This window comes from Ruegeria profundi (genome assembly GCF_020171505.1).
Classification (GTDB): Bacteria; Pseudomonadota; Alphaproteobacteria; order Rhodobacterales; family Rhodobacteraceae; genus Ruegeria; species Ruegeria profundi.
The window spans coordinates 731,776-757,229 of sequence record NZ_JAIUZS010000001.1 but is presented as its reverse complement, the minus strand read 5'-3'; the positions used below and the strand labels follow the sequence as shown (position 1 = coordinate 757,229).

Genomic DNA, 25,454 nt, shown 5'->3' with positions numbered 1-25,454 from the left:
AATGGCAAAGACGCAAGACTTTACCGCTACTCTGAAAGACATGATGGGTGCATTCCCTGTTGACACCGCGGCACTGGAAGGTGCGTTCAAATCGACAGCGTCGCTGAACGAAAAACTGTCGGGCGTTGCTTTGGAAGCCGCCGAGAAATCGGCCGAAATTTCGAGCAAATGGACCAAAGACACCTTGGCTAAACTGACAGAAATGTCGAAAGCAAAGGCAGAGCCTGCTGACTATGCAAAAGCCGCAACCGATTTCGCAAGCGCGTCGGCCGAAGTTGCTGCTGAAAACATGGCTGCTTTCGCTGAGGTTGCCAAGAAACTGCAGACCGAAACCATCGAGCTGCTGATGGCTGCTGGCAAAGAAGCTGCTGAAGACGCAACTGCTGTCGTCAAAAAAGCAACCAACGACGTGACAGCTGCTGCCAAGAAAGCCGCAACTGCCAAGTAAGACAAGGCCGCGAAGCGCACCCGTTCCTCCCATCTGGTGCAATCGCGTTGGGCAGGTCCTTTGACCTGCCCTTTCTTTTTGTTCTGCGCTCGCATAACCTCTGCTGCAACGCATCATCCTTGGGGAGGGTAAACGGTGTCAGAACAAGAAAAACCGCTGTTGATCAAGCGCTATGCCAGCCGTCGGCTGTATAACACTGAGACCAGTGACTACGTCACGCTCGAAGATATCGCGGCGTTTATCCGCGACGGTCGTGAGGTACAGATCATTGATCTGAAAACCGGGGATGATCTGACCCGGCAGTATTTACTTCAAATCATTGCCGAGCATGAAAGCCGGGGCGAAAATGTCCTTCCCGTCAATGTTCTGAATGATCTGGTTCGCAGCTACATGATCCCCGGTGGGGGGATGATGCCGCAGTTCCTGCAAAGCTCGTTCGAGATGCTGCGCGAAAGCCAAAGCAAGATGATGGAAAACATGAACGCGATGAACCCGATGTCACAGATGCCGGGGTTCGAAGCGATGAAGGCGCAGCAACAGGCCTTTTTAAAGGCGATGACCGGAGGTCTTTCGGGTGCCTGGTCAGGACCGGATAGTGAAGGCGATGCGCCCGAATCCAAAGAAGATCTGGACGATATTAAAAAGCAATTGGCTGAGTTGCAGCAAAAGCTCTCGAAATTGAACTGACCTGTGGAGTGATGCGCTGGCTGATCCTGAGTGCCGCTGTACTTTGGACCCAGCCCGCGCTGTCACAGGGCGTTTTCTCGGAAAACTGGTCTTCGGTTTGTACGCTGGGTACAAAATCGGCTGACGGGTGCGACGCCATTCGCGCACGCGAGATTCTGGATGCGGACACGGCGCCTTGGTATGCGATTGGGCGGATAAATTTTGCCAGCCGGGATCAGCGGTCCCATTGCACAGGTGTTCTGGTGTCGGACCGGCTGGTTCTGACCGCGGCCCATTGCCTCTACAATGCGCAACGCAAGCGTTGGATTCCACCGTCCAGCATTCGGTTTGCGGCTGGTTATCAACGTGGGAAAGCTGTTGCTGTCTCGGCTGTTCAGGACTACCGGACGCATCCTGAACAGGGTGTAGAAGGTGCTTTCGAAAGCCGTGCGGAATTGGACTGGGCTATTCTTGAACTCAGCGAGCCGCTTGAGCAGGTCGTAGGGTTTCTGCCGCTTGCGGAACCGGATGGCGCGACTACGTTCGTAGCGGGCTATCCCGGATTGCGGCCTCATGTGCTCAGCCGGACCGATGACTGCCGTGCTCAAACCGTGGCCGAAGGGGTTCTGTTGGCCGTCTGTCCCGTCATGATGGGCGACTCAGGTGCACCGCTATTGGCGGATACGCCAAACGGCCCTCAGGTTGTGGCAATTCTTTCTTCAGTCGCGGCAACCCCAGACGGGGTTACGGCGCTGTTCTTATCCGTCGATGGTTTTGGTCTAGACGCTGAATAGGCGTCACGTGCCGTAGGCGGGAACCGGGCCAGTTACCTCACCCACCGAGGCCAGCAGGATATCGGCGATCACGTCCAGTTCGGCCCGCGTCAACCGCACGGGCAGTCTGACATCACACGCCCTCATCAACATGTCGCGCGTTTTCGGCAAATCGAACTTTTCAGGCAGGAATTGCCAGTTCCAATACGCACGCGCGTTGTCTTCGCTGAGCCCGAAGACCTGAACCTTAACACCGCGCGCTTCGGAAGCGGCGGCAAAGGCGCGAATTTCACCTTCGTCCATTCCAACCAGATTAAACTGGATCGAATCCGGTGCGCGACGTTCGGGGGCCAGTGGGGCAGGGACGTCGATATGGGGCGACGTGTTCAGGCGCTCAGCGACATAATCGTGGTTGCTGAGGCCATCGCGCACGCGGCGCGCCAGTTCCGGCAATTGCGGGCGGATCACGGCGGCGCTCAGGTTGTTCATCCGCAGGTTATACAGCGGCACTTGGTTCTGCCAGCGGGCAAAGGCTTGTTCTAACTCGGGCGAGTTGTCGCCGCGCGGACCTTTGTGTTTCTTCCAGTTATGCTCATAAGCGCCCGACATGATCACGGCGCGGGCTACAAGGTCTGCGTCGTCGGTGATCAGAATGCCACCTTCGCCAGCGTTGATCATCTTGTAAGACTGGAACGAGAAACAGCCGACCTTGCCAATGGTGCCAATATTCTGCCCATGCCAGGTGGTTCCCAGCGAATGCGCCGCATCCTCGATCACTGGGATATTGCGTGCGTTACACAGGGCCATGATCGCGTCCATGTCCGAAGTGTGACCACGCATATGGCTGATGATGACCGCCTGCACATTGTCCAATTTGGCGGCGAAATCGGCCATGTCGATACGATAGTTTTCGCTTACTTCGCACAGCACCGGAATACAGTCTGCGTGAATGACCGAGGACGGCACGGCAGCGAATGTAAAGCCGGGGATCAAAACACGGGCGTCGCGCGGCAGGCCAAGTGCCTTGAGCGACAGGAACAAAGCGGCAGAGCAGGACGAAACCGCCAGAGCGTATTTCGTGCCCAGAAGTTCTGCGAACTCCGCTTCGAGCAACGCAACCGGCGCATCCTGCGGCGCGGTATAGCGAAACAGGTCGCCTGACTGCATCAGGGCGTCAATGGCTTCTCTTGCGGCTGCGGGGATGGGTTCGGCATCATGAACGTTTGGAGGAAGCGTCATATTTGGTTTTCCCGAATTCTATCTTTGGGAAAGATAAAGCTATTCCTGGGACAAAGAAACCCCTCAATCGCCAAGTGGGCGAATTTTCACCAATCTGTCGTACTTCATCGAAGCTAAAGGCCGAGGCGATCCCGCAGGGCAAACCAAGTCATTGCCAGCACCAGAAGCGGGCTGCGCAGCGCAGGGCCGCCGGGGAACGGAAGGGCGGGTACGCGCGATAGTGTATCAAAGCCTTCGGCTTGCCCTTGAATGGCCAGCGCCATCAGTTGACCAGCATGAGTGGCTGTACCGACCCCGTGGCCGGAATAGCCCGACGCGGAAAGGATATTTGACCCGACCCGCGCCAGATAGGGCATACGCCGCATGGTGATGGCCAGCGTTCCGCCCCAGGCATAGTCGATCTTCACGTCGCGCAGATGCGGAAAGATCTCAACCATCGGTTTACGGACTTTGGCCGCGATGTCGCTCGGGAAACGGTAGCCATAACTTTCGCCGCCCCCAAACAAAAGGCGGCCATCGGCGCTGAGCCGGAAGTAATTCACAACGAATTTGGTATCGGCCACCGCGATGTCTTGGGTCAGAATACGCGCGGCGTCTTTACACAAAGGTTCCGTCGCCGCGATGAAATTGTTTATCGGCATGACCCGCGCAGCCACTTTGCGGTTCAGATCGCCAAGATACCCGTTGCAGGCCAGAATAACGTGATCCGCGCTGACCGTACCATTTGCGGTACGCACTTTTGCAGGTTGGCCTTCTTCAATAGCGGTGACCTCGGTGCTTTCAAAGATGCTCACCCCAGCCTTTGCCGCCGCTTGCGCCAGCCCCAAGCAATAGTTCAACGGATGCAGATGCGCAGCGCCCATGTCCAAATACCCGCCCCGATAGGTTGGTGAGGGGCAAAGCCCGTGCCCTGAGGCTTCGTCAAGCAACTCGATCTGGTCATAGCCATACCGATCCGACAAATGGGCGGCGTGTTCGTGCAACTCATTCTGCTCAGAGGTCGACAGGCCCAACACAGCGACGCCGGGCTTCAGGTCGCAGTTGATCTGATGCTTCGCGATCAGCGACTTAACCAGATCTTTTGCATCCTCGGCCAAATCCCAAAGCTTGGCGGCATCCTCATCGCCGACCAGCCGCTCCAGATCCTCCTGATCCATCCGTTGGGCGCTGCCCAATTGGCCGCCGTTGCGACCCGAAGCGCCAAAGCCCACGCGGTGGGCCTCAAGCAGTACAACGTTAAACCCGGCCTCTGCCAGGTGCAGCGCGGCGGACAGGCCGGTATAGCCGCCACCGACAACACAGACATCGGCTTTGGCATCGCCGGATAAGACCGGAAACCGATCTATCGGATTTGCAGTTGCAGCGTACCAACTGGCCGGATACTCGGCCTTGCGGTCGTTGGAATAGAGCAGGTTCATTGCGTGCCTCAGACGTTCAGCAGCAGATGCTCACGCTCCCACGGAGAGATCACCTGCAAGAACTCCTCATATTCGGCCCGTTTCACGATGCCGTAGACGCGGGCGAACTCGGGGCCAAGAACCTGGTGCAGTGCGGTTGCTTCGTCGAACAGATCCAGCGCGTTGCCCATTACCTGCGGGATGTCGCCTTCTCCTTCGTAAGCATCGCCATAGAACTGACGGCGGGGGCGTTCCTGACGGGTCAGCCCCAGATAACCGCAGGCCAGCGATAACGCGATCCCCAGATAGGGGTTGCAATCCATCCCGGCGATACGGTTTTCCACGCGGCGCGCCTCGGGTCCGGACAGAGGTACGCGGATACCGGTGGTGCGATTGTCGCGCGCCCATTCCAGATTGATCGGCGCTGCGTGGTCTTTCACATAGCGTCGGTAGGAATTCACATAGGGCGCCATCACGGCCAGACCTGCAGGCAGGTGGTTCTGCAGCCCGGCGATGAAGTTGTAGAACGCGTCAGTCTCGCCTCCTTGCGGGCCGGAGAAGATATTCTGTCCGGTCTCAATATCGGTAATCGAGTGGTGGATGTGCATGGCAGAGCCGGGTTCATCCGCGATTGGTTTTGCCATGAAGGTGGCAAAGCAATTGTGACGCAACGCGGCCTCGCGGATCAGGCGTTTGAAATAAAAGACCTCATCAGCCAGTTTGACGGGATCACCGTGGCGCAGATTGATTTCCAACTGACCGGCACCGCCTTCTTGCGTGATGCCGTCGATCTCGAACCCTTGGTGTTCGGCAAAGTCATAGATGTCGTCGATGACCGGGCCGAACTCATCCACTGCTGTCATTGAATACGCCTGCCGCGCCGCCGCCGGACGCCCCGAGCGGCCCATCATCGGCTTGATGCCTTGCGCCGGATCGACGTTAGGCGCGACCAGAAAGAACTCCATCTCAGGCGCGACAATCGGCTTCCAGCCCTTGTCGCGGTACAGCTGCACCACCCGTTTCAGCACGTTGCGGGGGCTGAAAGGGATAGGCTCTCCATCCCGGTCATAGGCGTCGTGGATCACCTGAAGCGTCCAGTCGCCAGTCCAGGGGGCGGCTGATGCGGTCGAGAAATCGGGTTTCAGGATCATGTCGCGTTCGATGAACCCATCCTCGCCCGCTGCTTCGCCCCAGTCACCTGTGATGGTCTGGTAGAAGATGCTGTCCGGCAGATGGAAGTAATCCTGTCGGGCGAATTTGGATGCCGGAACAGCCTTGCCACGCGCGATGCCCGGCAGGTCGGCGATGATGCACTCGACCTCATCCAGACGCTGACCTTCGATATAGGTGCGTGCAGCCTGCGGCAGTTGATCTTTCCAGTCGGCCATCAGGCCCTCTCTTTCTTCAGAAACTCCGCCATGAGTTGTCCGATCTTCGGGTTGTCGTTTGCGGCGGGCAGGCGATTTGCGGCGGCTTGCATCAGATCATCGGGAACAACGCCCTTGCCGCGCGTGTCCATCAGGCCCTGAATGAACCCGTCGCCATATTCGGGATGCGCCTGAACCGTCCAAATATTGTCGCCATAGGCCACCATGGCGTTTTCGCAGAACGCGTTGGACCCCAGAACACGCGCGCCTTCGGGTAGGGCGACCACCTGATCCTGATGCCAGGCATTAAGCGTCAAAGTCTGACCGTCATAGTCGTAGTCCGTGCGCCCGACGGCCCAGCCGCCCTTGAATTTCTCGACCTTGCCGCCCAAGGCCTGCGCAATGATCTGGTGGCCAAAGCAGACACCGATCAAAGGACGGCCGCTTTTCTGTATGTCTCGGATCAGGGTTTCCAGCGGTGGAATCCAGGGGTGATCTTCATATGCGCCGTGGCGCGAGCCGGTGATGATCCAGCCGTCGGCCTGAAATTCATCTTTGGGGAACTGGCCATCCACGACAGCAAAGGTTTCGTACGTAAAGCCATTGCCATCCAGAAGGTCGCGAAACATCGCGTCATATTCGCTGAACTCGTTTTGCAACGCGTCAGGGCGGTGGCCGGTCAGAAGGATGCCGATTTTCATGAGTGTATCGCGGGTCGCCAAATTTGATCAAATTTACTGTAACCCACCCAATTCAAGCGGGCAAGAGGGGTCACACCGCTTCAAGATAGCTGAGCCAGTGGTCTTCGGGCGGGCGGTCGCCAAAGCGTCTGATTTCCTGCCGTTTTGTCATGGCTAAAAAACGGATCAGATCGGCCGAGAAGATGCGCGCAACCTGTGGATCGGTTTCAAACGCTGCAATGGCGTCCGCCCAGTCTGTTGCCAATTGCGGCAGGCCGTCGATCTCATACGCATTGCCCGAGATAGGGGCAGGGGGGTCGAGCTCGTCCTCAATCCCGTTCAACGCGGCACCAAGAACGGCGGCAAGCATCAGGTAAGGGTTGATATCGCCACCCGCGACGCGGTGTTCGATCCGACGCGCGGCCGGGGCGCCTCCGGGGATGCGCACGGCGGCGGTTCGGTTTTCATAGGCCCAACTGGCGCCGGTGGGCGCATGTGCGCCGGGTACGAGACGGGTGTAAGAGTTTCCGTGGGGTGCAAATATCAGCGTACTGCCCGGCATTGCCGCCAAGCATCCCGCAACAGCCCAGCGTAGCAAATCGGTGCCTTTGGGGCCGCCATTGTCGAATACATTTCGGCCCTTGCCGTCCACGACCGAGAAATGCACATGCATCCCGTTTCCTGCGTCTTCGGCGTAAGGCTTGGACATGAACGTGGCAGTGAACCCATGTTTGCGTGCCAGACCACGCGTCAATGCCTTGAAAAGCCATGTATCATCGGCGCACCGCATGGCATCTTGATGGTTCAGGTTGATTTCGAACTGGCCAATACCGCTTTCGGAAATGGCGGTTTGGGCGGGAATGCCCATTTCGGCACAGCCGTCGTACAGGTCGGTAAAGAATGAATCGAAAGCATCCATTTCCGCCATGGACAGTACGGCTTCGTCCGTCAACCGACGCCCGGTCACCGGGTTGACCGGAGGTTGAGGCTGTGGGCCAGAGGCGTCCAGCAGCGTAAATTCCAGCTCGGTTGCGGCGGCGACGGACCAATCGCGCTGGGCATAGCGGTGCAGCACCGAAGCCAAGGCGTGCCGGGGGTCTCCGGCGAAAGGCGCACCGGCATCATCATGCAGGCACATCGGAACCAGGGCTGTGTCCACGGCCAGCCAGGGCATCGGCACCGGGCCGCGATCTGTTGGCAGCAGCATTCCATCCGCGTCGCCGGATTCGAAGACCAGCGGGCTGCCTGCAATATCCGCGCCCCAAAGATCGACATTGAGCGCAGAAAAAGGCATCCGTACTGCCCCTTTAGATAGTTTGTCCGAATATGACGGCGGCACGCGCTTGCCGCGCATTTGACCATTCAGATCGCAGGCAGCAACGCGAAAACTGTGCAGGGTGCTCAGGTCCATCGGGGTCTCCATCCATCATCTTGTCCGAGATGTAATCGAGACCGCGTGTCTTGTCACTAAATTTGATCAAATTATCAATACAGCGACTCAGCAGCGAAAAATGCTCTGCGCCCAAAGGCAGGGCGCAGAGCGCGGGCTTTATACGAAGGTTACGCCGTTTTCATCCATGGGCAGCACAGCGATATGCATACCTGACATGGCTTTGATTGCATTCGCAAGCGCCGGAGCGGAAGGGGGCGTGCCGGGCTCACCCACGCCGGTGGGCGCTTCGGCGGAGGGTACGATATGTACGTCGATTGCGGCGATATCACCGATCCGTAGCGGCTCATAGTCTGGAAAGTTGAACTGGTCTACGGCTCCGCTTGTCAGCGTGATCTGATCACGCATGACGTGGCCAATTCCGTAACCGATACCGCCCTCCATCTGCGCGCGCACGATGTCCGGGTTCACCGCGATACCGCAATCGACGGCACAGGTAACCTTTTCGATCTTGATACCGCTTTCCGGATCACCCGAAATCTCAACGACTTCAGCCGCATAGGACCCAAAGGATTTATGCACGGCAATACCCAGAGACCGCCCTTCCGGGACGTTGCCCCAACCGGCCTTTTCAGCCGCCAGTCTCAGCACGGCGGCCTTCCGCGCCTGATCCGGGTTGTCAGAGTCCGACAGGTGCGCCAGACGGAATTCGACCGGGTCACGGCCTGCCGCCTTGGCCACCACGTCCATCATGGTCTCCATCGTGTAGGCCGTGTGCGTGTGCCCGACGGACCGCCACCACAGAACCGTTGTTGCCTTGGGTGTATCGGTCAGTCCGACAGCCATGCCGGGAATGGCATAAGGGCTGTCAGCAACGCCTTCGACCGAGCTGTGGTCAACGCCGTCATGCACTAGAACCGCCTCGAACGGGGTGCCTTTGATGACGGACTGACCCGCTATCTGATGTTGCCAACCCACGATGTTGCCATCGGCGTCCAGACCCACCCGGACCTTGTGGCCGAAGGCAGGGCGGTAGTAGCCGCTGCGGATGTCATCCTCGCGTGTCCAGACCAGCTTTACCGGGCGCGACCGGTCGGTGACGGCAAATGCCAATGCAGCCTCGACCTGGTAATCCGCATCTGGTGTTGCGCGCCGCCCGAATGATCCGCCCGCCAGCATCGTTTTGATCTGAATCTTTTCGGGCGGAAGCTCGAAGATTTGCTGATAAGCCATGTGCGGGCCGGTCGGCATTTGCGCGCCGTCATGCAACACGATGGTGCCATCAGCCGTTTGTTCGATGGTGCAGTTCAATGGCTCCATCGGCGCATGTGCGAGCAGCGGGAAGTAAAAGGTTTTTTCGATCACCTTGTCCGCCTCGTCGATGGCTGCAGACACGGCTGCAACATCCGCCTTGTTCACGTTGTAGGTCGGCTCAGCGTCCAGTGCGGCCATGATCTCGGCCTTGATCTCATCCGAGTTACGGGTCTCGGCGTCGGACATGTCCCAGTCGACCTCAATGGCGTCGCGCGCCTGAATTGCGGCCCAGGTGTTCTCGGCAAAAACGGCCACGCCCGCCTTGTTCGGCAAAACGGCTGCACTGATATAGCCCTTCACCTCTTTCGAAGCGCTGTCGTCAAAACCGTTAGCAATCCCGCCACGCGATTCAGGGCGCTTTATCATCGCAACCATCTGGTTGGGCAAATGCAGGTCCATCCCATAGATGGCTTGGCCGTTCCCCTTGATGGCCGAGTCTTTGCGACGCACGGCGTCATTGCCAATCAGACGGAATTCGGACGGATCTTTCAAACGCGGTTCGGCAGGTGCGTCCAGCTGAGCGGCCGCGGCAACAAATTCCGCTATCGGTGCGGACTTGTCTCCGGCTTTGACGATGCCCTCTTCGATTGAGATGCCAGAGGCGTCAACACCCCAGCTTTTAGCGGCTGCATTGATCAGCATTTCGCGCGCGGCGGCACCCGCCTGACGGTATTGCAGCCAAGAGTTTGCCATCGCGGTCGATCCGCCGGTGCCTTGGAAGGGGCCAAAAAACAGGTTGTTATAGACATTAGGATCCGACGGTGCAAAGTCGTACTCGATCTGATCCATGCGCAGGCCGATTTCCTCGGCTATCAGCGTTGGCAGACCGGTTGCCGGGCCTTGTCCTTTTTCAAAGTGCTTCACGATGGCAGTCACTGTTCCATCCGCGTCGATCCTGACAAAGGGGTTGAACTGAGTGGCCTCAGACGAGGCCGCCGCCAGCGCACCATCAGGGCGTGCACCAACCAGCAGCACGGCACCGGCAGCAGCGGCACCTTTCAAAAAGCCACGGCGAGAGGTGTTGATGGTCATGGATCAGGCCTCCAGTATTTCGGACGCGCGCTGGATACCGGCGCGAATGCGTTGATAAGTGGCGCAGCGGCAGGCGTTGCCGTGCATATAGCTGTCGATTTCTTCGACCGAAGGCTTGGGGTTTTCGGATAGCAGCCCGACTGCGGACATCACCTGACCGGATTGGCAGTAGCCGCACTGAACCACGTCCAGCTCGACCCAGGCCTGCTGAACTGCCGCGCCGATCTTGTCCTGACCAACGGCTTCGATTGTGGTGATTTCTGCGTCTTCAACATCTTCAATATAGGTCTGGCACGAGCGGACGGGCTCGCCGCTCAGATGCACGGTGCACGCGCCACACGAGGCGACACCGCAGCCGAATTTCGTTCCTGTCAGCTTCAGTTCATCCCGAATAACCCACAGCAGGGGCGTGCCGGGTTCGGCGTCAACCGTGTGGGTCTCGCCATTTAATTTTAATGTCAATGCCATGAGAGGACTCTCCGTGTTGGGCTGGTTACCTGAATCGGTAAACTGGCGGGTTTACTAGTGACACAAAAGACCATCACTGTAAACTCATACGTTTACTTGGTGTTTGACGATCATTCGTCAATAGGTCTATAGCTTTGACATGACTGTGTGCAGTGCTCCGAACGCGTCCAAGTACGCGCAGATCATTGAAGCTGCCGTGGCCGAGTTCCAGGACAAGGGCTTTGCTGCGGCCAGTATGGATCGCATTTCGGCACGGGCAGAGGTGTCCAAAAGAACGCTCTATAAGTATTTTGAAAGCAAGGAAAACCTATTTCAGTCCATCGTGGTCGAGCTGTCCAGCCGCTTTGCCGAAGTGGTGGAGATACGGTATGAAAAAGGCCGTGATATCCGTGAGCAACTGACCGCGCTCGCTTGGGCCGAAGGCCGTATCCTGATGATGCCGGAAGTGATCGCGATGGCCCGAATGGTGATAAGCGAAACCTTGCGCAGTCCGGCGCTGGCCGCCGAAGCGCAAAGCAAGCTGGACAAGACCGCGGCGTTCATCGGCATGCTGCGGGACGCGGCGGAGGATGGCCAGCTTCGGATCGACGACCCGGAACAGGCGGGGCACGAGTTTATTGGCCTCATCAAAGCACGCGCCTTCTGGCCACTTTTGTTCACCGGCGCGGTTTTAAGCGAGGCCGAGATGGCCGAGACCATAGAAAGCAGCGTTGAAATGATGATCAGCCGCTATGGCGTTCAAAAGTAAAATTTACCCTCTTGCGGCCTATGCGAGCCAAGGTCCTCCGTGGTGGCACGGTCACTCTAACATCTGCGAGTTCAACACTGAAAATTCAGCACCAGCTATGCTGTCTGCCAATCCATACCCAAATCCGAAAGATGCCTTTGCACCCGCCCCGGATAATCGGTCACGATTGCATCCACACGCAGATCGATCATCCTGCTGATATCTTCCGGCTCGTTTACCGTCCAAACCACGACGCAAAGCCCAAGGTCCTTGGCAAGCGCCACGCTTTCAGCTGTCACATCCGCAAAGTAAGGGCACCAAAACGCCCCCCCTGCGTCTTTTACCAAATGAGGGATGTCATCACGAAGACCGCGAAAATCCGGGCAAATGGTTTTCGATGAATCTTCGCCCGGATCATCAGTGTTTTCCGGAAGCTGCGTCAGGAAAGACGTGGGCAGATCCGGAGCCTGTCGCTGGCATTCCGCCAGCAGATTCCAATCGAAACTGTGCAAAATCGTGCGCGACGATAAGCCAGTGCCCCGAACATCCCGGAGTACACGCCCGACAAAGCTTTCTCTGTACGACGTGTCATGAGCCAAGTCAGGGTCCGACTTGAGTTCCAGCATCAGATAGGCATTGCCGTGTTTGGGTGCGTTGATGAGATCGAGCAGGTCTAGAAGTTTTGGAACCCGCACCCCGTCCAACTGGGCCTGATCCGGAAAACGCTGACCATAGGCTGTCTTGCCATCCAATCGGCCAATATCGAACTGCCGGATTTGCTCGAACGTCAGAGAGGAGACCTTGGGCTCTTCTCCGATAAGGAACTGGCCGTCAGCATCTCGGAATGTCGGGGCGTGAAGATGGTGGTTATGCGTGATGACCGGCACGTTGTCCGCCGTAAGGACCACATCAAACTCAAGCAGGGGAACGCCAATCGACAGAGTAAAGTCGAAACCGATCATGCTGTTTTCGGGCAAAACGCCGCGCGCGCCGCGATGGCCCACGACACGGATCAGGTTTTCACCGCCGCGAAATGCCTCGACCTGCGGGAACGCCATCAGCTTTCCAGCCTTTTTCCGGATGTGGCGTCGAACAGATGCATATGTTCTGGCGCGACAGTGAAACGCATTGTTGAATGATGGCCCTCGACCAGATGCACGCCCGGCAGGCTAATCGTGATAGCGCCTTCTGTTCCGGTCAGGTGACCGTGAAACAGGGTGTTTGCCCCCAGGGGTTCGGCCATTTGAACCGCGACCTCAAGCGGACCGTTTTCATCCAGCAACAAATGCTCTGGCCGTATCCCCAGCTTTAACGCAGTATCGGGACCCTGAGAGGGGCCAACCGCGATATTGCCAATCCTGATCACACCATCCGTACGATGCGCGTCAAACACATTCATCGCCGGACTACCGATGAATTGCGCAGCAAACAGAGTTTGCGGGGTCTCGTAAACCTCAAGCGGTGTGCCGATTTGTTCGGCAATACCGCCGTTCATCACGATCATCCTGTCGGCCATTGTCATGGCCTCGACCTGATCGTGCGTCACGTATAGCGAGGTGATCCCCAGCTTTTCCTGCAGCTCTCGGATTTCAAGACGCATCTGTACACGCAGTTTGGCGTCAAGGTTTGAAAGCGGTTCATCAAACAGGAAAACAGCCGGTTCGCGGACAATCGCTCGGCCCATTGCAACCCGCTGGCGTTGGCCACCGGAAAGCTGTCTGGGTTTGCGGTCCAGCAAAGGCTCCAGTTGCAACAGCTTTGCAGCCTCGGTCACCTTTTGATCAATCTCGGCCTTGGGCAACCCGGCGATCTTAAGGCCGTAGCCCATGTTTTGGCGCACGGACATATGCGGGTAGAGCGCATAGTTCTGAAACACCATCGCGATGTCACGGTCCATTGGCTCTTTGTCATTGGCCCTTTCCGCCCCGATCCGGATTTCGCCGGATGTTACGGTTTCAAGACCCGCCACCATCCGCAGAAGCGTGGATTTTCCGCATCCCGAGGGGCCAACGATCACGATGAACTCGCCATCTGACACATCAATGTCGATGCCATGAATAACATCCGTCGGGCCGAAGCTCTTCTTGACATTCTCTAGGGTAACTGTCGCCATTTCTTACTTCTCGCTATCGACAAGGCCGCGGACAAAGAGCTTTTGCATCGATACCACCACGATCACCGGGGGGATCATCGCCAGGATGGATGTGGCCATGATGACCGGCCATTCCGCCACATCGTCGCCAGAGGGGAACATTTGTTTGATGCCCATCACGATGGTGTTCATTTCAGGATCGGTCGTGATCAGAAGCGGCCAGAGATATTGGTTCCACCCATAAATAAACAGGATCACGAACAGGGCCGCGATATTGGTTCGGCTCATGGGCACCACGATATCAATGAAGAATCGCATCGGGCGGGCACCGTCCACCCGGGCAGCCTCGGCCAGTTCATCCGGGATTGTCAAAAAAAACTGGCGGAACAGGAAGGTGGCCGTGGCCGAAGCGATCAGGGGAAAGATCAGCCCGTAATAGCTGTTTAGCATGCCGAACCCCGCCACAACCTCAAATGTTGGGACGATCCGCACTTCGACCGGCAACATGAGGGTCAGGAAAATCAGCCAGAAAAACGTGCTTCGCCCCGGAAAGCGGAAATAGACGATCGCAAACGCTGAAAGCAGCGAGATGATGATCTTGCCCACTGCGATCCCAATGGCCATCACCAGGCTGTTGAGCAGCATCGTTGCAACAGGGACATTCACGCCAGAAAACAGCGCGGCCTTGTAGTTTTCCCAGAACTGATCACCCGGCAGCAGCGGCATCGGCGGTGAGACGATTTCTGGCTGCGTTACAGTTGACGCCACAAATGCCAGCCAGATCGGGAAGAAGATGATCAGAACGCCAAGGATCATCAGGGCATGGGTTAGCCAGATTCCCATGCCGCGCTTTTCGACCATTCCGTGTTGTTGGGCGGCCATCAGTAATGCACCCTCTTTTCGACGTATTTGAATTGGATGACGGTCAGCAGGCCGACTACGACCAGCAAGATAACCGACTGCGCCGAGGATGACCCAAGATCCTGCCCCACAAATCCATCCGAGAAGACCTTATAGACAAGAATGGTCGTCGACTGTTGCGGCCCGCCGCCTGTGATCGTGTGGATCACACCGAAGGTTTCAAAGAAGGCATAGACGACATTTACGACCAGCAGGAAAAACGCCGTGGGGGAAAGCAGCGGCAGCACAATGGTGAAGAAGCGGCGCCAGAAATGCGCACCGTCAATTGCGGCGGCCTCGATCACCGATCTCGGGACGGACTGGAGGGCGGCGAAGAAAAACAGGAAGTTATAACTGATACGCCCCCAGGCCGAGGCGACAACCACAAGACCCATGGCCTCGGTCCCGTTCAGAACGTGGTTCCAATCATAGCCGAGTTGCCCAAGATACCACGACACGACGCCGACGCGCGTGTTGAACATGAACAGCCACAGCACGCCAGCAACCGCAGGGGCGACGGCGTAGGGCCAGATCAGCAGTGTACGGTAAACCCCTGACCCCTTGATCAGGCGATCCGCAATAACCGCTAGAAACAAGGCGGGGATCATCGAACACAAGGTGACAAGCGTTGAAAAAACCGCAGTCGTCACGAAGGATGCGCGGTAGAACTTATCGCTCAGCAGGAACTCAAAGTTGCCCAGACCAACGAATTGGGACGATAGCCCAAACGGGTCAGGAATGAACAAGGACTGCCAAACAGCCTGTCCTGCGGGGTAGAAGAAGAAAATAGCGGAAATGATGACCTGAGGGGCGATCAGCGCCAATGGCAAAAGCCAGCCGCGAAAGGTGACGCGTTTTTCCATCCTGATGTCCCACTAAGAAATGCGGGCTCCGAAGAGCCCGCACCGGATTGCGATTTTTTAATTGGCGGATTCGAACCGGCGCAGCAGCGCGTCACCGCGTTCTTTTGCGCTGTCCATTGCTTCCTGAGCAGTCTTTTCACCGGACCAGATGGCCTCAAGCTCTTCGTCGATGATGCCGCGGATCTGGTCGAACGACCCCAGACGCAGACCTTTCGAATTTGCCGTCGGCTCTTTCGCGGTCATCTGGATCACAGCGATATCGGTGCCGGGGTTTTCGTCATAAAAACCTGCGGCTCGCGTGGCTTCACCAGCTTCGGCTGTAATCGGAAGGTAACCGGTGTTCTGGTGCCATGCCGCCTGAACGTCCGACGATGACAGGAAGCTGAGGAATTCACCAACGCCCTTGTACTCGTCAGCTTCGTGGCCCTCCATCACCCACAGTGAGGCACCACCGATAATGGTGTTCTGCGGCTCACTCACGACTGATTCCCAGTATGGCAATGGACGCACGTCAAACGCGAATTCAGCTTCCGAGCTGATACCGGCATACCCGGCCGAGCTTTCGGTGAACAGCGCGCATTCCCCGGCCCGGAAGTTTGCACCACCTTCATTTCTGCGACCGGTGTAGATGAACTTCCCATCCTTGGCCCAATCGCCCATCGCCGTCAGATGCGCGACCTGAACCGGACCGTTGAGCATCAACTCGGTATCCAGACCAGCAAATCCGTTGTCCTGCGATGCAAAGGGAACATCGTGGTATGCTGACAGGTTCTCAAGATGGATCCAGCTTTGCCATGCAGTGACCAGCGGGCATTCCTCGCCTCCGGCCTTGAGCTGATCAAGAACCTCGCCGACTTTTTCCCAGGTGGAAAGATCGGTATCAGGATCGACGCCCGCAGCCTCCATCGCGTCGCGGTTGACCCAAAGCACCGGGGTCGAAGAGTTGAAGGGCAGGGACAGCATGTCGCCATCGGTCGTGGTGTAATAGCCTTTGACAGCGCCGATATAGGCGTCGGGGTCAAACGACGCGCCGCTTTCAGCCATCACTTCATAAACCGGCTTGATCGCGCCTTCGGCTGACATCATCGTTGCGGTGCCAACCTCAAAAACCATCAGGATGTGCGGCTGCTCACCCGCGCGGAACGCGGCAATGCCTGCATTCAGTGTTTCCGAGTAATTGCCCTTGTGGCTTTCGACCACGACGAACTCATCCTGGCTGGCGTTGAATTCTTCAACCTGAGCTTTCACAAGCTCACCCAGGCGGCCGGTGAAGGCATGCCAGAACTGAACTTCGGTTTGCGCCATTGCCGCCACTGGGGACAAGGCAGTTGTTACGGCAAGAGCGCCAAGCAGATTCTTTTTCATGATTCCTCCCATGCATCAGGTGTGATGCTTCGTTGAATACCGACCGCAACGCGTAAACGGCACACATGACGATTTCACGACGTTAACGTTACAGAAATATAATTCAAGCCCATTCTACTGGATAAAAAAATAACATAATGTTATGTCATCAAGCGGCAGATTTGGATTGGGGATGAGTCAAATTCTTAGAATTCGTCAGTTAGAGGCTTTGATGGCCGTAACGACCAATGGCTCGGTCACGGCGGCGGCGGTTGATTTGGGGGTTAGCCAGCCCGCGGTAAGCCGATTGCTGTCAGACCTCGAAAAATCATTGGGCTTTCAGTTATTTGATCGACGCGAGGGCCGTTTGGTGCCAACCCAAGAGGTACGGTATCTTCAGCCCAGCGTCGAACGTGTGCTGGAATTGATGGGGCAGATTTCAGATGTCAGCCAGGATATTACGCAACGAAAGGCGGGGCATATCCGTGTCGCCTGTTTGCCCGGGTTTGCCACCAGCCACCTGCCGGGGGTCGTCGCCAGTTTTCTGAAAGACCGGCCAGCCGTCACCATGACGATTGAACCAGATAGGCCAGAGCGCATTCTGGAATGGATGATTGGTGAGCAATATGACTTCGGAATCACCGATGGGTTTAATGGTCATCCAGCCGTTGAAAGCAGGGATATAGACGTGCGAACCGTCTGTGTGTTTCCGTCACATCATAAACTGGAAAACCTGTCGGAAGTCACGCCAGCGGACCTTGCAGATCAGAACATTATCCACACCCGGCGCGACAGCGACTTTTTCGGACGTATTTCAAAGGCGTTTCAAGCCGCTAATGTCGCTCTGAACTCTCATATCGAAGTCAGACAATTCACGGCGGCTTGTGAGTTGGCGATAAAGGGTGTTGGTGTTTCCATCGTAAGTGAATTGGACGCCATCCAATACAAGGGGCGGGGGTTAAGCTATCGACCATTCAGGCCGGTGTTGACCCATACTCTTTCTTTGGTGCGACCAGTGCTAAAGCAGCCGTCCCTGGTTACGCTGGAATTCATCGAGTATTTCAGCGACAGCCTCGAGCCGTTCAGGACTGACTCACGAAACCAATGAAACAGGTTCAGTCCGACCGCAGAGCGCCGCATGGCTGAAGGCGGGTTTTCCACGCTAACAGCACCCGTTCGTGAGTTGCGGAACTTGACCCAGTACAGTATCCCGTCCGCGACGCCACCCCTTCAAACCATTATTGAGCCTATACCGGTAACCAGCCATGCCCACACCGTCAGACACTGAACCACGTGGGTATTCGACCGAAAACCTCACCGTCCTCAAGTCTGCGCGCCTATCCGTTGCACCTATGATGGATTGGACTGATCGGCACTGCCGGTATCTGCATCGGCTGCTCAGCCGGCAGACGTTGCTATACACCGAAATGGTGACTGCGCCTGCATTGGTTCGCGGTGGGGCGATGCACCTGTTGGACTACAGCGCGCAAGAACACCCGGTCGCGCTGCAGTTGGGTGGATCGGACCCTCAGGAACTTGCGCAAGCGGCTCGGCTTGGGGCCGATGCTGGCTATGATGAGGTCAACTTGAACTGCGGCTGCCCCTCGGATCGGGTGCAATCTGGCACTTTCGGGGCGGTGTTAATGAAAGATCCTGCCCGAGTTGCGGAATGTGTCGCTGCAATGCGTGAGGCGGTGGATGTTGACGTGACCGTCAAGTGTCGCATTGGTGTGGACGAGCAGACCCCGGATGAGGTTCTGCCCGCATTTCTGGAACAGATCCGCGATGCAGGTTGCGAGCGGGTGACGATTCATGCCCGCAAGGCGTGGCTGCAAGGTCTCAGCCCGAAAGAGAACCGGGACATTCCGCCTTTGGACTACGATCTGGTGCATCGGATGAAGACGGCGTTTCCCGATCTGCATATCTCGATCAACGGTGGGATTACGTCCTTGGAACAGGCGCGTTCGCATCTTGAGGCCGGGCTGGATGGCGTGATGATCGGTCGCGCCGCGTATCACCAGCCAACCGATATTCTGGCCGCGGCCGATCCTGTGATCTTTGGCGGCGGGCAGGCGACGGACCCGATTGAAGTTGTTCAAAAAATGGTGCCCTATGTCGAAGCACACCTTGCCGCGGGCGGCCGTTTGCATCAGATCACCCGTCATATGTTGGGCCTGTTCGCCGGACGTCCCGGGGCGCGGGCTTGGCGCCGGGCCTTGTCCGAGGGTGCCGTGCATCAGGGCGCAGGTCCCGAGGTGATGATGCAAGCGTTAGAGCACGTTGCGCCTTTGGCCGAGGTTTGAACGAACTAAGATACGGCCAAGGGCCGGTATGGGGGAAGAATGCCCGAGACGATGTTGCTGGCCCAGATGCTGGGCCTTTTGCTTGTAATCGGGGCGCTGGCGGGTGTGCTGGCCGGATTACTGGGTGTCGGCGGAGGTATCGTGCTGGTGCCGGCGTTTTTCTATGCCTTCCAAACGCTGGGCTACGGTGGTCCGCAATTGATGCAACTGTGTTTGGCGACGTCACTGGCGACGATCATTGTCACGTCAATCCGCTCGGTTTTGGCGCATAACAAGAAGGGCGCAGTGGATTGGGATATTCTGCGCGGCTGGGGGCTTGGGATCGCGATTGGTGCGATCATCGGTGTTTTGGTGGCATCGGCACTGCGGACCGAGGCTTTGCAAGCCTTATTCGGTGTGTTGGGGATGGTCATCGGCGCCTATCTCGGGCTGGGCAAGTCCGAGTGGCGTCTGGGCGATGCCATGCCCAAAGGTATTCGTCGCGCCGTGCTGTCGCCGCTGGTGGGATTTCTTTCTGTGCTGATGGGGATCGGGGGCGGCAGCTTTGGCGTGCCGCTCATGAGCCTGTTCAATACGCCAATTCATCGGGCAGTTGCCACGGCTGCCGGGTTTGGTGTGATCATCGCGGTGCCCTCGGTCTTGGGCTTTTTGTTTCTGGAAATCGCGCCGGAACATCGACCACCCCTGACCATCGGCGCGGTCAATTTGGTCGCCTTTACGATTGTTGTGGCCATGACCACGATCACTGCACCATGGGGGGTTAAGCTGGCCCATGCTATGGACCCCAAACCGTTAAAGCGCGTTTTTGCTGTGTTCTTGACGCTGGTCGCACTGAACATGTTGCGAAAGGCGTTGGGTCTATGAGTGATTTTGACGAAAAGGGCTGGGTCAAGTTTCCGTACGATCCTGTACTGGCGGATTGGGTCGGGCATGCATTGCCCGCAGCGCGCAAGTCTGTCACCGACCCGGCACATGCTCAATGGCTCGACTGCGAGGGGACGTGGTTCATCGGTGTTGATGCGCTTGAAAACGACCCGCAAGGCAGGGTGGGACAATCAGCACCGCTTTCCGGGCAGGCCATGAGTTTCTTGACCGCGCAGTATGGCACCCTTCCATTGCACAAGGGTCAGGTCTCGGTCATCTATCCGGGCTATCCGCGCCCACGGCGTGGCGAAAGTGAAGGTGCCGGGCGGTATCGGTTAAAGCGTGACGCGGCTCATGTTGACGGGCTGAGGCCGATGGGGCCAGACCGCCGGCGGCGCGTTGATGAACCCCACGCCTGGATACTGGGCATTCCGTTGAATGACGCCAGCAAAGACGCAGCCCCCATGGTTTTGTGGGAGGGTAGCCATAAAATCCTGCGGGCCGCTTTTCAACGCGCGCTAGACGGACACGTGCGGGGCAGTTTGCATGAAGTTGATGTGACCGACATCTACCAAGCCGCGCGGCGTGAGGTTTTCGACACTTGCCCCCGCGTAGAACTGCCCGCGAAACCGGGTGAGTCCTATGTGTTACACCGCCATTGCCTGCACGGAGTAGCCGCTTGGGGTAGCAATGCCTCGGCTGGGGCAGACGGACGAATGATCGCTTATTTTCGCCCGGAATGCGCCGGGGGAGTGGCCGAATGGATCGAAACCGCCTAACCTTCCGCCATTTTTAAGGTTTGGAGGTGTTTTCGATGATGACTGTTCACACAAGCTCTGACGGCGCGCTGATCGAAGTCGAACTGTCCGGAGAGGTCAGCAGCAACGATTACACCACGGTTCTGGTGCCCGCAATCGAGGCTGCCTTGGCCGAGCATGACACGGTTCGTCTGCTGGCCGTGGTACAGCCGGAATTCAAGGGCTATGATTTTGGTGCAGCCTGGGCGGATACGAAGCTTGGTCTCAGCCATTGGCGCGGGTTCGACCGTATCGCGGTCGCTGCCGATCAAAGCTGGGTGCAGACAAGTGTCCGCCTGGCTGCTCCGATCCTGCCATGCCCCGTTCAGGTTTTTGAACTGTCCGATCTGGAAGCAGCGCGCCGCTGGATGCGCGAGTCACTGGGCGCGATCCATGTGATTGATCTGGGCGGCTCTTGTATCCAGGTCAGCCTGCTAGGGAAACTCGACCCAGAGGAATACGCACGGGCCGAGCTGGATATGGACAACATCTTGCAAGGCAAGGCTGCGTTTCGTTTGTTGGTCGACCTGCGCGAGTTTGACGGCTGGCAGGGGCTGACAGCGCTTGCATCGCATGTTCAACTGGTTCGAAAGCATGTCGGCCTGCTGGATCGCGCGGCCATCGTCGGCGACAAGGCATGGCAGCGCATGGCGCAAAGGGCAGCCAGTCATGTTCTTGGAGCGAGAACGCAGTTCTTTGCATCCGAAGACATCGAGAATGCCAAATCTTGGCTGGCCGCAGGATGAGGGGGCGCATGACACTCACGCAAGGTTTACCGATCGGTGAGCTTTCCGATTATTGATCGGTGGGTCGAAAAAGTCTACGTCAATTGCATTCTTCCGATCTACCACTTCGGCGGAATACATATCGAAAGCGCCGCTGTGGGCTGCCACTCACTCAGCACAAGTGTTACGAACTTTCCCCTCGAAGTTCAGACAAACCTACAGCGGCGCCGGTCGGGACAACCTGCTATCCGCGATACTGGCTATGACTGTTTCTGGCGCGCCGCGCGACCGCCACGGCGTTTTGCCAGACGAGGCTTGCGCGATGGCAGCTCTTCCATGATTTCTGCGCGCTCGGAGCTGTCCATCTTGGACCAACGCGAGATTTCGTCCAAGGTGCGGTAGCAGCCTGTGCAGATCCGTTCGACCGGATGTACGACGCAAAGTTGGACGCAAGGGCTTTCGACCTCGTTCCTTTTCCAAACCATGTTCGTCATCGACGTACTCCGCCCATTACAGAAAGCGCAGCCGATCCAGCGCCCCTTGCAGAATATAACCGGCAGCGACGTGATCGATAACCTGTCCGCGACGTTTTCGTGTCGTATCCGCCTCAAGCAGTGCCTTTTCTGCCGCAACCGTGCTAAGCCGTTCGTCCCAGAAACCGATGGAAACTTCGGTCAGGCGCGACAGGTTGCGGGCAAAGGCACGGGTGGACTGGCACCTTGGACCTTCGGTGCCGTCCATGTTTTTTGGCAGGCCCAGAATGACACCTCCGATCTCACGATCTGCAATGATTTCAAGCAGGCGGGCGGAATCGAGTGTGAATTTCTTTCGTCGCACGGTTTCCAATGGGCTGGCCACTCCGCGCATCCGATCCGAGACGGCAACGCCAATCGTCTTTTCGCCCAAGTCCAAGCCGATCAACGCTGTCATCGGCGGCAGCGCCGCTGCGAACTCTTCGAATTCGTTGTAAATCATTGTGCAATTCCGGCCTGAAATGCGGCGGCGTCAATTATTTTGAGCGCGTCTGCATCGCCGGCAAAAACGTCCATGGCTTCGTTTTTGATCTCGATGGCGCGCTGCCCTTCGCCCAGAACACCCAAGGCTGCGATCAGCCGTGCCCAATCCTGGGGCGGTCCACCTTCGGTGGCCAGGCGATCCGAAAGCTGGTTGACCATGCCGAGGATCATTTCTTGCCGCTCCTCGGAGCTGAGTTCGGCGGCGGCGTCGATGTCATCCTGACTGGGGCCGGATGCGACAGGAATATCCGGTGCGTTGAAGACACCTGCGCGGAAGGCCAGTTCGTCAAGCTGCTCGCGGATCGCGTCAGCCCAAGGGGCACCGGCGGGCGCGTTGCGCAGCGCGTCAACCCAGATCCGATAACCGATGTCCGGGCGGCCCACCTGAACCATCATTTGCCCGAGGTAATACTGTGCCGGGCCATTGCGAGGATCGCGGCTGAGCGTCTGTCTCAGTGCCTCCTCCGCCTCGGGCGAGACATAGCCGCCGGCGGATAGGATCATCATTTCTGCCATATACGAATAGGCATCTGCAGGTGCCGCTTCGCCCGACAGTTCGATCACGCGTTGCTGGGCTTTGTAGGCCGCAGGGAAGTTTCCTGCGTTCGCCTCATGTTGGGCCAGAAGGATGTGGCCCTGCAGATCATCAGGACGTTCAGCAACTGTTTCGCGCAACTGGTTAAGAAGGTTTGCATAATTCTCATCCAACTGCGGCAGTTGCGCGGGCGGGGTTGCAGCCTCGGCTTCCGCCTGGCTGGGGCGCTCAGCCCGGAGGGTTTCAGCCCGTTCAACGCGCAGGGTCAGGGGCATGTCCGGCCGTCCGGCGGCGCCAATCTGCTGATACATCACGATGGCCCCGCCCACCACGACAAGCGCAACTATGGAAAACGCAGCCAGGCTCGCCCAGCGTGGCGGCCCCGTTTCCTGACTGGCAGTCTGCATCTGCGCATCAGCGGCCAGAATGCGACGAGAGATTTCTGTGCGTACCCGGTCTGCGTCGGCCTCGCTGATGACCCCTCTAGCCAAATCTTTGTCCACGCTTGCCAACTGTTCGCGGTAGACACGCATGTCATAGGCCGCAGCAGGCTCGCGCGATTTTCGGGCGCGCAGCAAAGAAAAGCCCAATACCGCCGCTATCAGCACGGCGCTTGAAATTGTTACGACCAGGAACGACATGGCTTCTCCGATATGGCTGCCCTGACTTAGACCTGTAGGCCCGCCGAAAAAAGGGACAAATGGCCGCGAGCCGTTCAGATTGCGCAATAATGGGCACCATGTCGCAATAGTTCGATATTGTGGCGTTGTCCGGCACGGGTAAACTGTTCACACGCTGCATATCTGCGCCAATTACCGAACCGGATGGATTCGCTCATGAAACACTATTCAGCCTTTGCTGTGGCGCGGGAGGCTCTGCGCTATCACACCGGATGGGAGCGCGCATGGCGCTCGCCCGAACCTAAGAAGCGGTACGACGTTATTATCGTCGGTGCCGGGGGGCACGGTCTGGCGACCGCTTATTATCTGGGAAAGAACTACGGTATCCAGAACGTCGCTATCATCGAAAAAGGCTGGTTGGGCGGCGGAAACACGGGCCGGAACACGACCATCATCCGGTCGAACTACCTGCAGGATCCCTCAGCAGCGCTGTATGAAAAGGCGCGTGGATTGTACGAAGATCTGAGCCAGGAATTGAACTACAATATCATGTTCAGCCCGCGCGGCGTGATGATGCTGGCGCAGACTCAGCATGAAATCCGCGGCTATCAGCGCACGGCACATGCCAATGCGTTGCAAGGCGTCAAGACCGAATGGATCGGGCCCGAACGTGTCAAAGAGCTGGTGCCGATCATCAATATTGACGGTCCCCGCTATCCGGTTCTGGGGGCGTTGTGGCAGGAACGCGGCGGTACAGCGCGTCACGATGCGGTGGCCTGGGGCTATGCCCGTGCGTGTTCGGCCATGGGGATGGACATCATCCAGAAATGCGAAGTCACCGGTGTTCGGTCAGAAAATGGCCGCGTTGTCGGCGTCGATACCACCAAGGGCGCGATTGACTGCGAAAAGCTGGGCATCGTTGTTGCGGGACATTCCGGCCAGTTGGCCGAGATGGCGGGCTTCCGCCTGCCGTTGGAGTCTGTGGCGCTGCAGGCGCTTGTGTCTGAACCGATCAAGCCCTGCATGGATGTGGTCGTGATGGCCAATACCGTGCACGGCTATATGTCTCAGTCCGACAAGGGCGAGATGGTGATCGGCGGCGGCACTGACGGGTTCAACAATTTCACCCAGCGCGGCAGCTTCCACCATATTGAGGAAACCGTGCGGGCACTGGTCGAAACCTTCCCGATGATCTCGCGCCTGAAGATGCTGCGCCAGTGGGGCGGGATCGTGGACATGACCGGCGACCGCTCACCCATCCTGTCGACGACGCCGTTGGGCAACTGCTTTATCAACTGTGGTTGGGGGACAGGCGGGTTCAAGGCCATTCCGGGTTCGGGCTGGGGGATGGCGCAATTGATGGCGACCGGCCATTCACCTCTGACCGAAGCCTTCACGATGGACCGTTTCAAAGAGGGCCGCTTTATCGACGAAAGCGTAGCCGCAGGGGTGGCGCACTGATGTCGTCGCTCTGCACTTACACCTCGATTTCTTGCTCCTGCTTCGAAAAGGAGACCGCTATATGCTGACACTCAAATGCCCGTTCACCGGTGCTATGCTGGATGAAACCGAACTACACTGTGGTGGCGAAGCGCATCGGAAACGTTTTGGCCCAGGGTCTTCTGACGAGGACTTTGAAACCTACATGTTCGTTCGTGAAAACCGCAAAGGCGTGCATTTCGAACTTTGGATGCATGCCTATGGCATCGGCAAGTGGTTCATTGCCGCGCGCGACACGGAAACCTTGGAAGTGTATGGAACCTACCCGGCACAGACAACGGAACCCCCGCAAGACATCAAGGACGCGATTACCGCCAAGCGCCCCGGCTGGTCCTGGAGAGAGTTTGAATGATCCGCGCCGCCATCCGTAATTCCGCCTGCGAAAGGTCCGCAA

26 protein-coding genes are annotated in these 25,454 nt (G+C 57.6%); 11 read left to right on the top strand and 15 right to left on the bottom strand.

Going from position 1 to position 25,454, the window contains the following annotated elements; genetic code table 11:
- Position 1 precedes the first annotated feature (1 nt).
- The 3 genes from LCM21_RS03630 to LCM21_RS03620 all read left to right on the top strand — a co-directional run bounded on the left by LCM21_RS03630 (position 2) and on the right by LCM21_RS03620 (position 1,908).
- Positions 2–448 (top strand): phasin family protein, encoded by a 447-nt coding sequence (locus LCM21_RS03630; protein ID WP_068332173.1) that lies wholly within the window; start codon positions 2–4, stop codon positions 446–448.
- A 135-nt stretch (positions 449–583) separates the two neighbouring features.
- Positions 584–1,135: a polyhydroxyalkanoate synthesis repressor PhaR gene (gene phaR / locus LCM21_RS03625; protein ID WP_224889363.1), complete on the top strand. Its 552-nt coding sequence runs from the start codon at positions 584–586 to the stop codon at positions 1,133–1,135.
- 11 nt (positions 1,136–1,146) lie between these two features.
- Positions 1,147–1,908 carry a trypsin-like serine peptidase gene (locus tag LCM21_RS03620; RefSeq protein ID WP_224889362.1) on the top strand — a complete coding sequence of 254 codons (762 nt, stop codon included), beginning with the start codon at positions 1,147–1,149 and terminating at the stop codon, positions 1,906–1,908.
- 3 nt (positions 1,909–1,911) lie between these two features.
- Here the strand turns inward: LCM21_RS03620 and LCM21_RS03615 are convergent, their stop codons facing one another.
- From LCM21_RS03615 to LCM21_RS03585, 7 genes are all read right to left on the bottom strand, one after another.
- Positions 1,912–3,126, bottom strand: coding sequence for a DegT/DnrJ/EryC1/StrS family aminotransferase (locus LCM21_RS03615; protein WP_224889361.1), 1,215 nt, complete (start codon positions 3,124–3,126; stop codon positions 1,912–1,914).
- A 113-nt stretch (positions 3,127–3,239) separates the two neighbouring features.
- Positions 3,240–4,544, bottom strand: a complete 1,305-nt coding sequence (locus LCM21_RS03610; protein ID WP_224889360.1) for an NAD(P)/FAD-dependent oxidoreductase — start codon at positions 4,542–4,544, stop codon at positions 3,240–3,242.
- A gap of 8 nt (positions 4,545–4,552) precedes the next feature.
- Entirely contained in the window at positions 4,553–5,911 is a 1,359-nt protein-coding gene (locus LCM21_RS03605; protein WP_224889359.1) for a glutamine synthetase family protein, read from the bottom strand.
- Positions 5,911–6,591 (bottom strand): type 1 glutamine amidotransferase, encoded by a 681-nt coding sequence (locus tag LCM21_RS03600; protein WP_224889358.1) that lies wholly within the window; start codon positions 6,589–6,591, stop codon positions 5,911–5,913. Before LCM21_RS03600 ends, LCM21_RS03605 begins: the two co-directional genes overlap by 1 nt.
- 70 nt (positions 6,592–6,661) lie before the next feature.
- Complete coding sequence (locus LCM21_RS03595) at positions 6,662–7,981, bottom strand: glutamine synthetase family protein (RefSeq protein WP_224889357.1); 1,320 nt, start codon at positions 7,979–7,981, stop codon at positions 6,662–6,664.
- Positions 7,982–8,119: 138 nt separating this feature from the next.
- A complete protein-coding gene (locus LCM21_RS03590; protein ID WP_224889356.1) occupies positions 8,120–10,306 on the bottom strand; it encodes a xanthine dehydrogenase family protein molybdopterin-binding subunit in 2,187 nt (728 codons plus the stop codon).
- A 3-nt stretch (positions 10,307–10,309) separates the two neighbouring features.
- On the bottom strand, positions 10,310–10,774 hold the full coding sequence (locus tag LCM21_RS03585) for a (2Fe-2S)-binding protein (protein WP_224889355.1): 465 nt from the start codon (positions 10,772–10,774) through the stop codon (positions 10,310–10,312).
- A gap of 139 nt (positions 10,775–10,913) precedes the next feature.
- Here LCM21_RS03585 and LCM21_RS03580 point away from each other — a divergent pair, with 139 nt between their 5' ends.
- Complete coding sequence (locus tag LCM21_RS03580) at positions 10,914–11,522, top strand: TetR/AcrR family transcriptional regulator (RefSeq protein ID WP_068332149.1); 609 nt, start codon at positions 10,914–10,916, stop codon at positions 11,520–11,522.
- A gap of 95 nt (positions 11,523–11,617) precedes the next feature.
- Here the strand turns inward: LCM21_RS03580 and LCM21_RS03575 are convergent, their stop codons facing one another.
- The 5 genes from LCM21_RS03575 to ugpB are packed head-to-tail and all read right to left on the bottom strand — an operon-like array spanning position 11,618 to position 16,721.
- On the bottom strand, positions 11,618–12,559 hold the full coding sequence (locus tag LCM21_RS03575) for a glycerophosphodiester phosphodiesterase family protein (RefSeq protein ID WP_224889354.1): 942 nt from the start codon (positions 12,557–12,559) through the stop codon (positions 11,618–11,620).
- Entirely contained in the window at positions 12,559–13,614 is a 1,056-nt protein-coding gene (locus LCM21_RS03570) for a sn-glycerol-3-phosphate import ATP-binding protein UgpC (RefSeq protein WP_224889353.1), read from the bottom strand. The genes LCM21_RS03575 and LCM21_RS03570 overlap by 1 nt, the downstream gene beginning before the upstream one ends.
- 3 nt (positions 13,615–13,617) lie before the next feature.
- Positions 13,618–14,454: a sn-glycerol-3-phosphate ABC transporter permease UgpE gene (ugpE, locus tag LCM21_RS03565; protein ID WP_224889713.1), complete on the bottom strand. Its 837-nt coding sequence runs from the start codon at positions 14,452–14,454 to the stop codon at positions 13,618–13,620.
- A gap of 20 nt (positions 14,455–14,474) precedes the next feature.
- Complete coding sequence (gene ugpA / locus LCM21_RS03560) at positions 14,475–15,356, bottom strand: sn-glycerol-3-phosphate ABC transporter permease UgpA (protein ID WP_224889352.1); 882 nt, start codon at positions 15,354–15,356, stop codon at positions 14,475–14,477.
- A gap of 57 nt (positions 15,357–15,413) precedes the next feature.
- Complete coding sequence (ugpB, locus tag LCM21_RS03555; RefSeq protein ID WP_224889351.1) at positions 15,414–16,721, bottom strand: sn-glycerol-3-phosphate ABC transporter substrate-binding protein UgpB; 1,308 nt, start codon at positions 16,719–16,721, stop codon at positions 15,414–15,416.
- Positions 16,722–16,893: 172 nt separating this feature from the next.
- Here ugpB and LCM21_RS03550 point away from each other — a divergent pair, with 172 nt between their 5' ends.
- The 5 genes from LCM21_RS03550 (at position 16,894) to LCM21_RS03530 (ending at position 21,410) form a co-directional block, all read left to right on the top strand.
- Positions 16,894–17,808, top strand: coding sequence for a LysR substrate-binding domain-containing protein (locus LCM21_RS03550; protein ID WP_224889350.1), 915 nt, complete (start codon positions 16,894–16,896; stop codon positions 17,806–17,808).
- A 157-nt stretch (positions 17,809–17,965) separates the two neighbouring features.
- Positions 17,966–19,003, top strand: coding sequence for a tRNA dihydrouridine(20/20a) synthase DusA (gene dusA, locus LCM21_RS03545; protein WP_224889349.1), 1,038 nt, complete (start codon positions 17,966–17,968; stop codon positions 19,001–19,003).
- A gap of 39 nt (positions 19,004–19,042) precedes the next feature.
- The gene (locus tag LCM21_RS03540; RefSeq protein ID WP_224889348.1) at positions 19,043–19,867 is read left to right on the top strand and encodes a sulfite exporter TauE/SafE family protein; all 825 of its coding nucleotides are present in this window, start codon (positions 19,043–19,045) and stop codon (positions 19,865–19,867) included.
- Complete coding sequence (locus LCM21_RS03535) at positions 19,864–20,646, top strand: hypothetical protein (RefSeq protein ID WP_224889347.1); 783 nt, start codon at positions 19,864–19,866, stop codon at positions 20,644–20,646. Before LCM21_RS03540 ends, LCM21_RS03535 begins: the two co-directional genes overlap by 4 nt.
- A gap of 35 nt (positions 20,647–20,681) precedes the next feature.
- A complete protein-coding gene (locus LCM21_RS03530) occupies positions 20,682–21,410 on the top strand; it encodes a SpoIIAA family protein (protein ID WP_224889346.1) in 729 nt (242 codons plus the stop codon).
- Positions 21,411–21,649: 239 nt separating this feature from the next.
- On the opposite strand, the gene LCM21_RS03525 is transcribed toward LCM21_RS03530, so the two are convergent.
- The 3 genes from LCM21_RS03525 to ccmI are packed head-to-tail and all read right to left on the bottom strand — an operon-like array spanning position 21,650 to position 23,581.
- Positions 21,650–21,883, bottom strand: coding sequence for a DUF1289 domain-containing protein (locus LCM21_RS03525; protein ID WP_224889345.1), 234 nt, complete (start codon positions 21,881–21,883; stop codon positions 21,650–21,652).
- A gap of 16 nt (positions 21,884–21,899) precedes the next feature.
- Complete coding sequence (gene ruvX / locus LCM21_RS03520) at positions 21,900–22,364, bottom strand: Holliday junction resolvase RuvX (protein WP_068332118.1); 465 nt, start codon at positions 22,362–22,364, stop codon at positions 21,900–21,902.
- Positions 22,361–23,581, bottom strand: a complete 1,221-nt coding sequence (gene ccmI, locus LCM21_RS03515) for a c-type cytochrome biogenesis protein CcmI (RefSeq protein WP_224889344.1) — start codon at positions 23,579–23,581, stop codon at positions 22,361–22,363. Before ccmI ends, ruvX begins: the two co-directional genes overlap by 4 nt.
- Before the next feature lie 195 nt (positions 23,582–23,776).
- Between ccmI and LCM21_RS03510 the strand changes: the two genes are divergently transcribed.
- Together LCM21_RS03510 and LCM21_RS03505 are read left to right on the top strand one after the other, a co-directional pair.
- Positions 23,777–25,021, top strand: a complete 1,245-nt coding sequence (locus tag LCM21_RS03510; protein WP_224889343.1) for a sarcosine oxidase subunit beta family protein — start codon at positions 23,777–23,779, stop codon at positions 25,019–25,021.
- Between the two features lie 61 nt (positions 25,022–25,082).
- Positions 25,083–25,412: a sarcosine oxidase subunit delta gene (locus tag LCM21_RS03505; protein ID WP_224889342.1), complete on the top strand. Its 330-nt coding sequence runs from the start codon at positions 25,083–25,085 to the stop codon at positions 25,410–25,412.
- Positions 25,413–25,454: the final 42 nt, after the last annotated feature.

What these genes read in the sequence shown, in the direction of transcription:
- LCM21_RS03630 (WP_068332173.1), top strand. Translation starts at nt 2, where the DNA reads ATGGCAAAGACGCAAGACTTTACCGCTACTCTGAAAGACATGATGGGT.
- LCM21_RS03620 (WP_224889362.1), top strand. Translation starts at nt 1,147, where the DNA reads ATGCGCTGGCTGATCCTGAGTGCCGCTGTACTTTGGACCCAGCCCGCG.
- LCM21_RS03615 (WP_224889361.1), bottom strand. Translation starts at nt 3,126, where the DNA reads ATGACGCTTCCTCCAAACGTTCATGATGCCGAACCCATCCCCGCAGCC.
- LCM21_RS03610 (WP_224889360.1), bottom strand. Translation starts at nt 4,544, where the DNA reads ATGAACCTGCTCTATTCCAACGACCGCAAGGCCGAGTATCCGGCCAGT.
- LCM21_RS03605 (WP_224889359.1), bottom strand. Translation starts at nt 5,911, where the DNA reads ATGGCCGACTGGAAAGATCAACTGCCGCAGGCTGCACGCACCTATATC.
- LCM21_RS03600 (WP_224889358.1), bottom strand. Translation starts at nt 6,591, where the DNA reads ATGAAAATCGGCATCCTTCTGACCGGCCACCGCCCTGACGCGTTGCAA.
- LCM21_RS03595 (WP_224889357.1), bottom strand. Translation starts at nt 7,981, where the DNA reads ATGGACCTGAGCACCCTGCACAGTTTTCGCGTTGCTGCCTGCGATCTG.
- LCM21_RS03590 (WP_224889356.1), bottom strand. Translation starts at nt 10,306, where the DNA reads ATGACCATCAACACCTCTCGCCGTGGCTTTTTGAAAGGTGCCGCTGCT.
- LCM21_RS03585 (WP_224889355.1), bottom strand. Translation starts at nt 10,774, where the DNA reads ATGGCATTGACATTAAAATTAAATGGCGAGACCCACACGGTTGACGCC.
- LCM21_RS03580 (WP_068332149.1), top strand. Translation starts at nt 10,914, where the DNA reads ATGACTGTGTGCAGTGCTCCGAACGCGTCCAAGTACGCGCAGATCATT.
- LCM21_RS03575 (WP_224889354.1), bottom strand. Translation starts at nt 12,559, where the DNA reads ATGGCGTTCCCGCAGGTCGAGGCATTTCGCGGCGGTGAAAACCTGATC.
- LCM21_RS03570 (WP_224889353.1), bottom strand. Translation starts at nt 13,614, where the DNA reads ATGGCGACAGTTACCCTAGAGAATGTCAAGAAGAGCTTCGGCCCGACG.
- ugpE (WP_224889713.1), bottom strand. Translation starts at nt 14,454, where the DNA reads ATGGTCGAAAAGCGCGGCATGGGAATCTGGCTAACCCATGCCCTGATG.
- ugpA (WP_224889352.1), bottom strand. Translation starts at nt 15,356, where the DNA reads ATGGAAAAACGCGTCACCTTTCGCGGCTGGCTTTTGCCATTGGCGCTG.
- ugpB (WP_224889351.1), bottom strand. Translation starts at nt 16,721, where the DNA reads ATGAAAAAGAATCTGCTTGGCGCTCTTGCCGTAACAACTGCCTTGTCC.
- LCM21_RS03550 (WP_224889350.1), top strand. Translation starts at nt 16,894, where the DNA reads ATGAGTCAAATTCTTAGAATTCGTCAGTTAGAGGCTTTGATGGCCGTA.
- dusA (WP_224889349.1), top strand. Translation starts at nt 17,966, where the DNA reads ATGCCCACACCGTCAGACACTGAACCACGTGGGTATTCGACCGAAAAC.
- LCM21_RS03540 (WP_224889348.1), top strand. Translation starts at nt 19,043, where the DNA reads ATGCCCGAGACGATGTTGCTGGCCCAGATGCTGGGCCTTTTGCTTGTA.
- LCM21_RS03535 (WP_224889347.1), top strand. Translation starts at nt 19,864, where the DNA reads ATGAGTGATTTTGACGAAAAGGGCTGGGTCAAGTTTCCGTACGATCCT.
- LCM21_RS03530 (WP_224889346.1), top strand. Translation starts at nt 20,682, where the DNA reads ATGATGACTGTTCACACAAGCTCTGACGGCGCGCTGATCGAAGTCGAA.
- LCM21_RS03525 (WP_224889345.1), bottom strand. Translation starts at nt 21,883, where the DNA reads ATGACGAACATGGTTTGGAAAAGGAACGAGGTCGAAAGCCCTTGCGTC.
- ruvX (WP_068332118.1), bottom strand. Translation starts at nt 22,364, where the DNA reads ATGATTTACAACGAATTCGAAGAGTTCGCAGCGGCGCTGCCGCCGATG.
- ccmI (WP_224889344.1), bottom strand. Translation starts at nt 23,581, where the DNA reads ATGTCGTTCCTGGTCGTAACAATTTCAAGCGCCGTGCTGATAGCGGCG.
- LCM21_RS03510 (WP_224889343.1), top strand. Translation starts at nt 23,777, where the DNA reads ATGAAACACTATTCAGCCTTTGCTGTGGCGCGGGAGGCTCTGCGCTAT.
- LCM21_RS03505 (WP_224889342.1), top strand. Translation starts at nt 25,083, where the DNA reads ATGCTGACACTCAAATGCCCGTTCACCGGTGCTATGCTGGATGAAACC.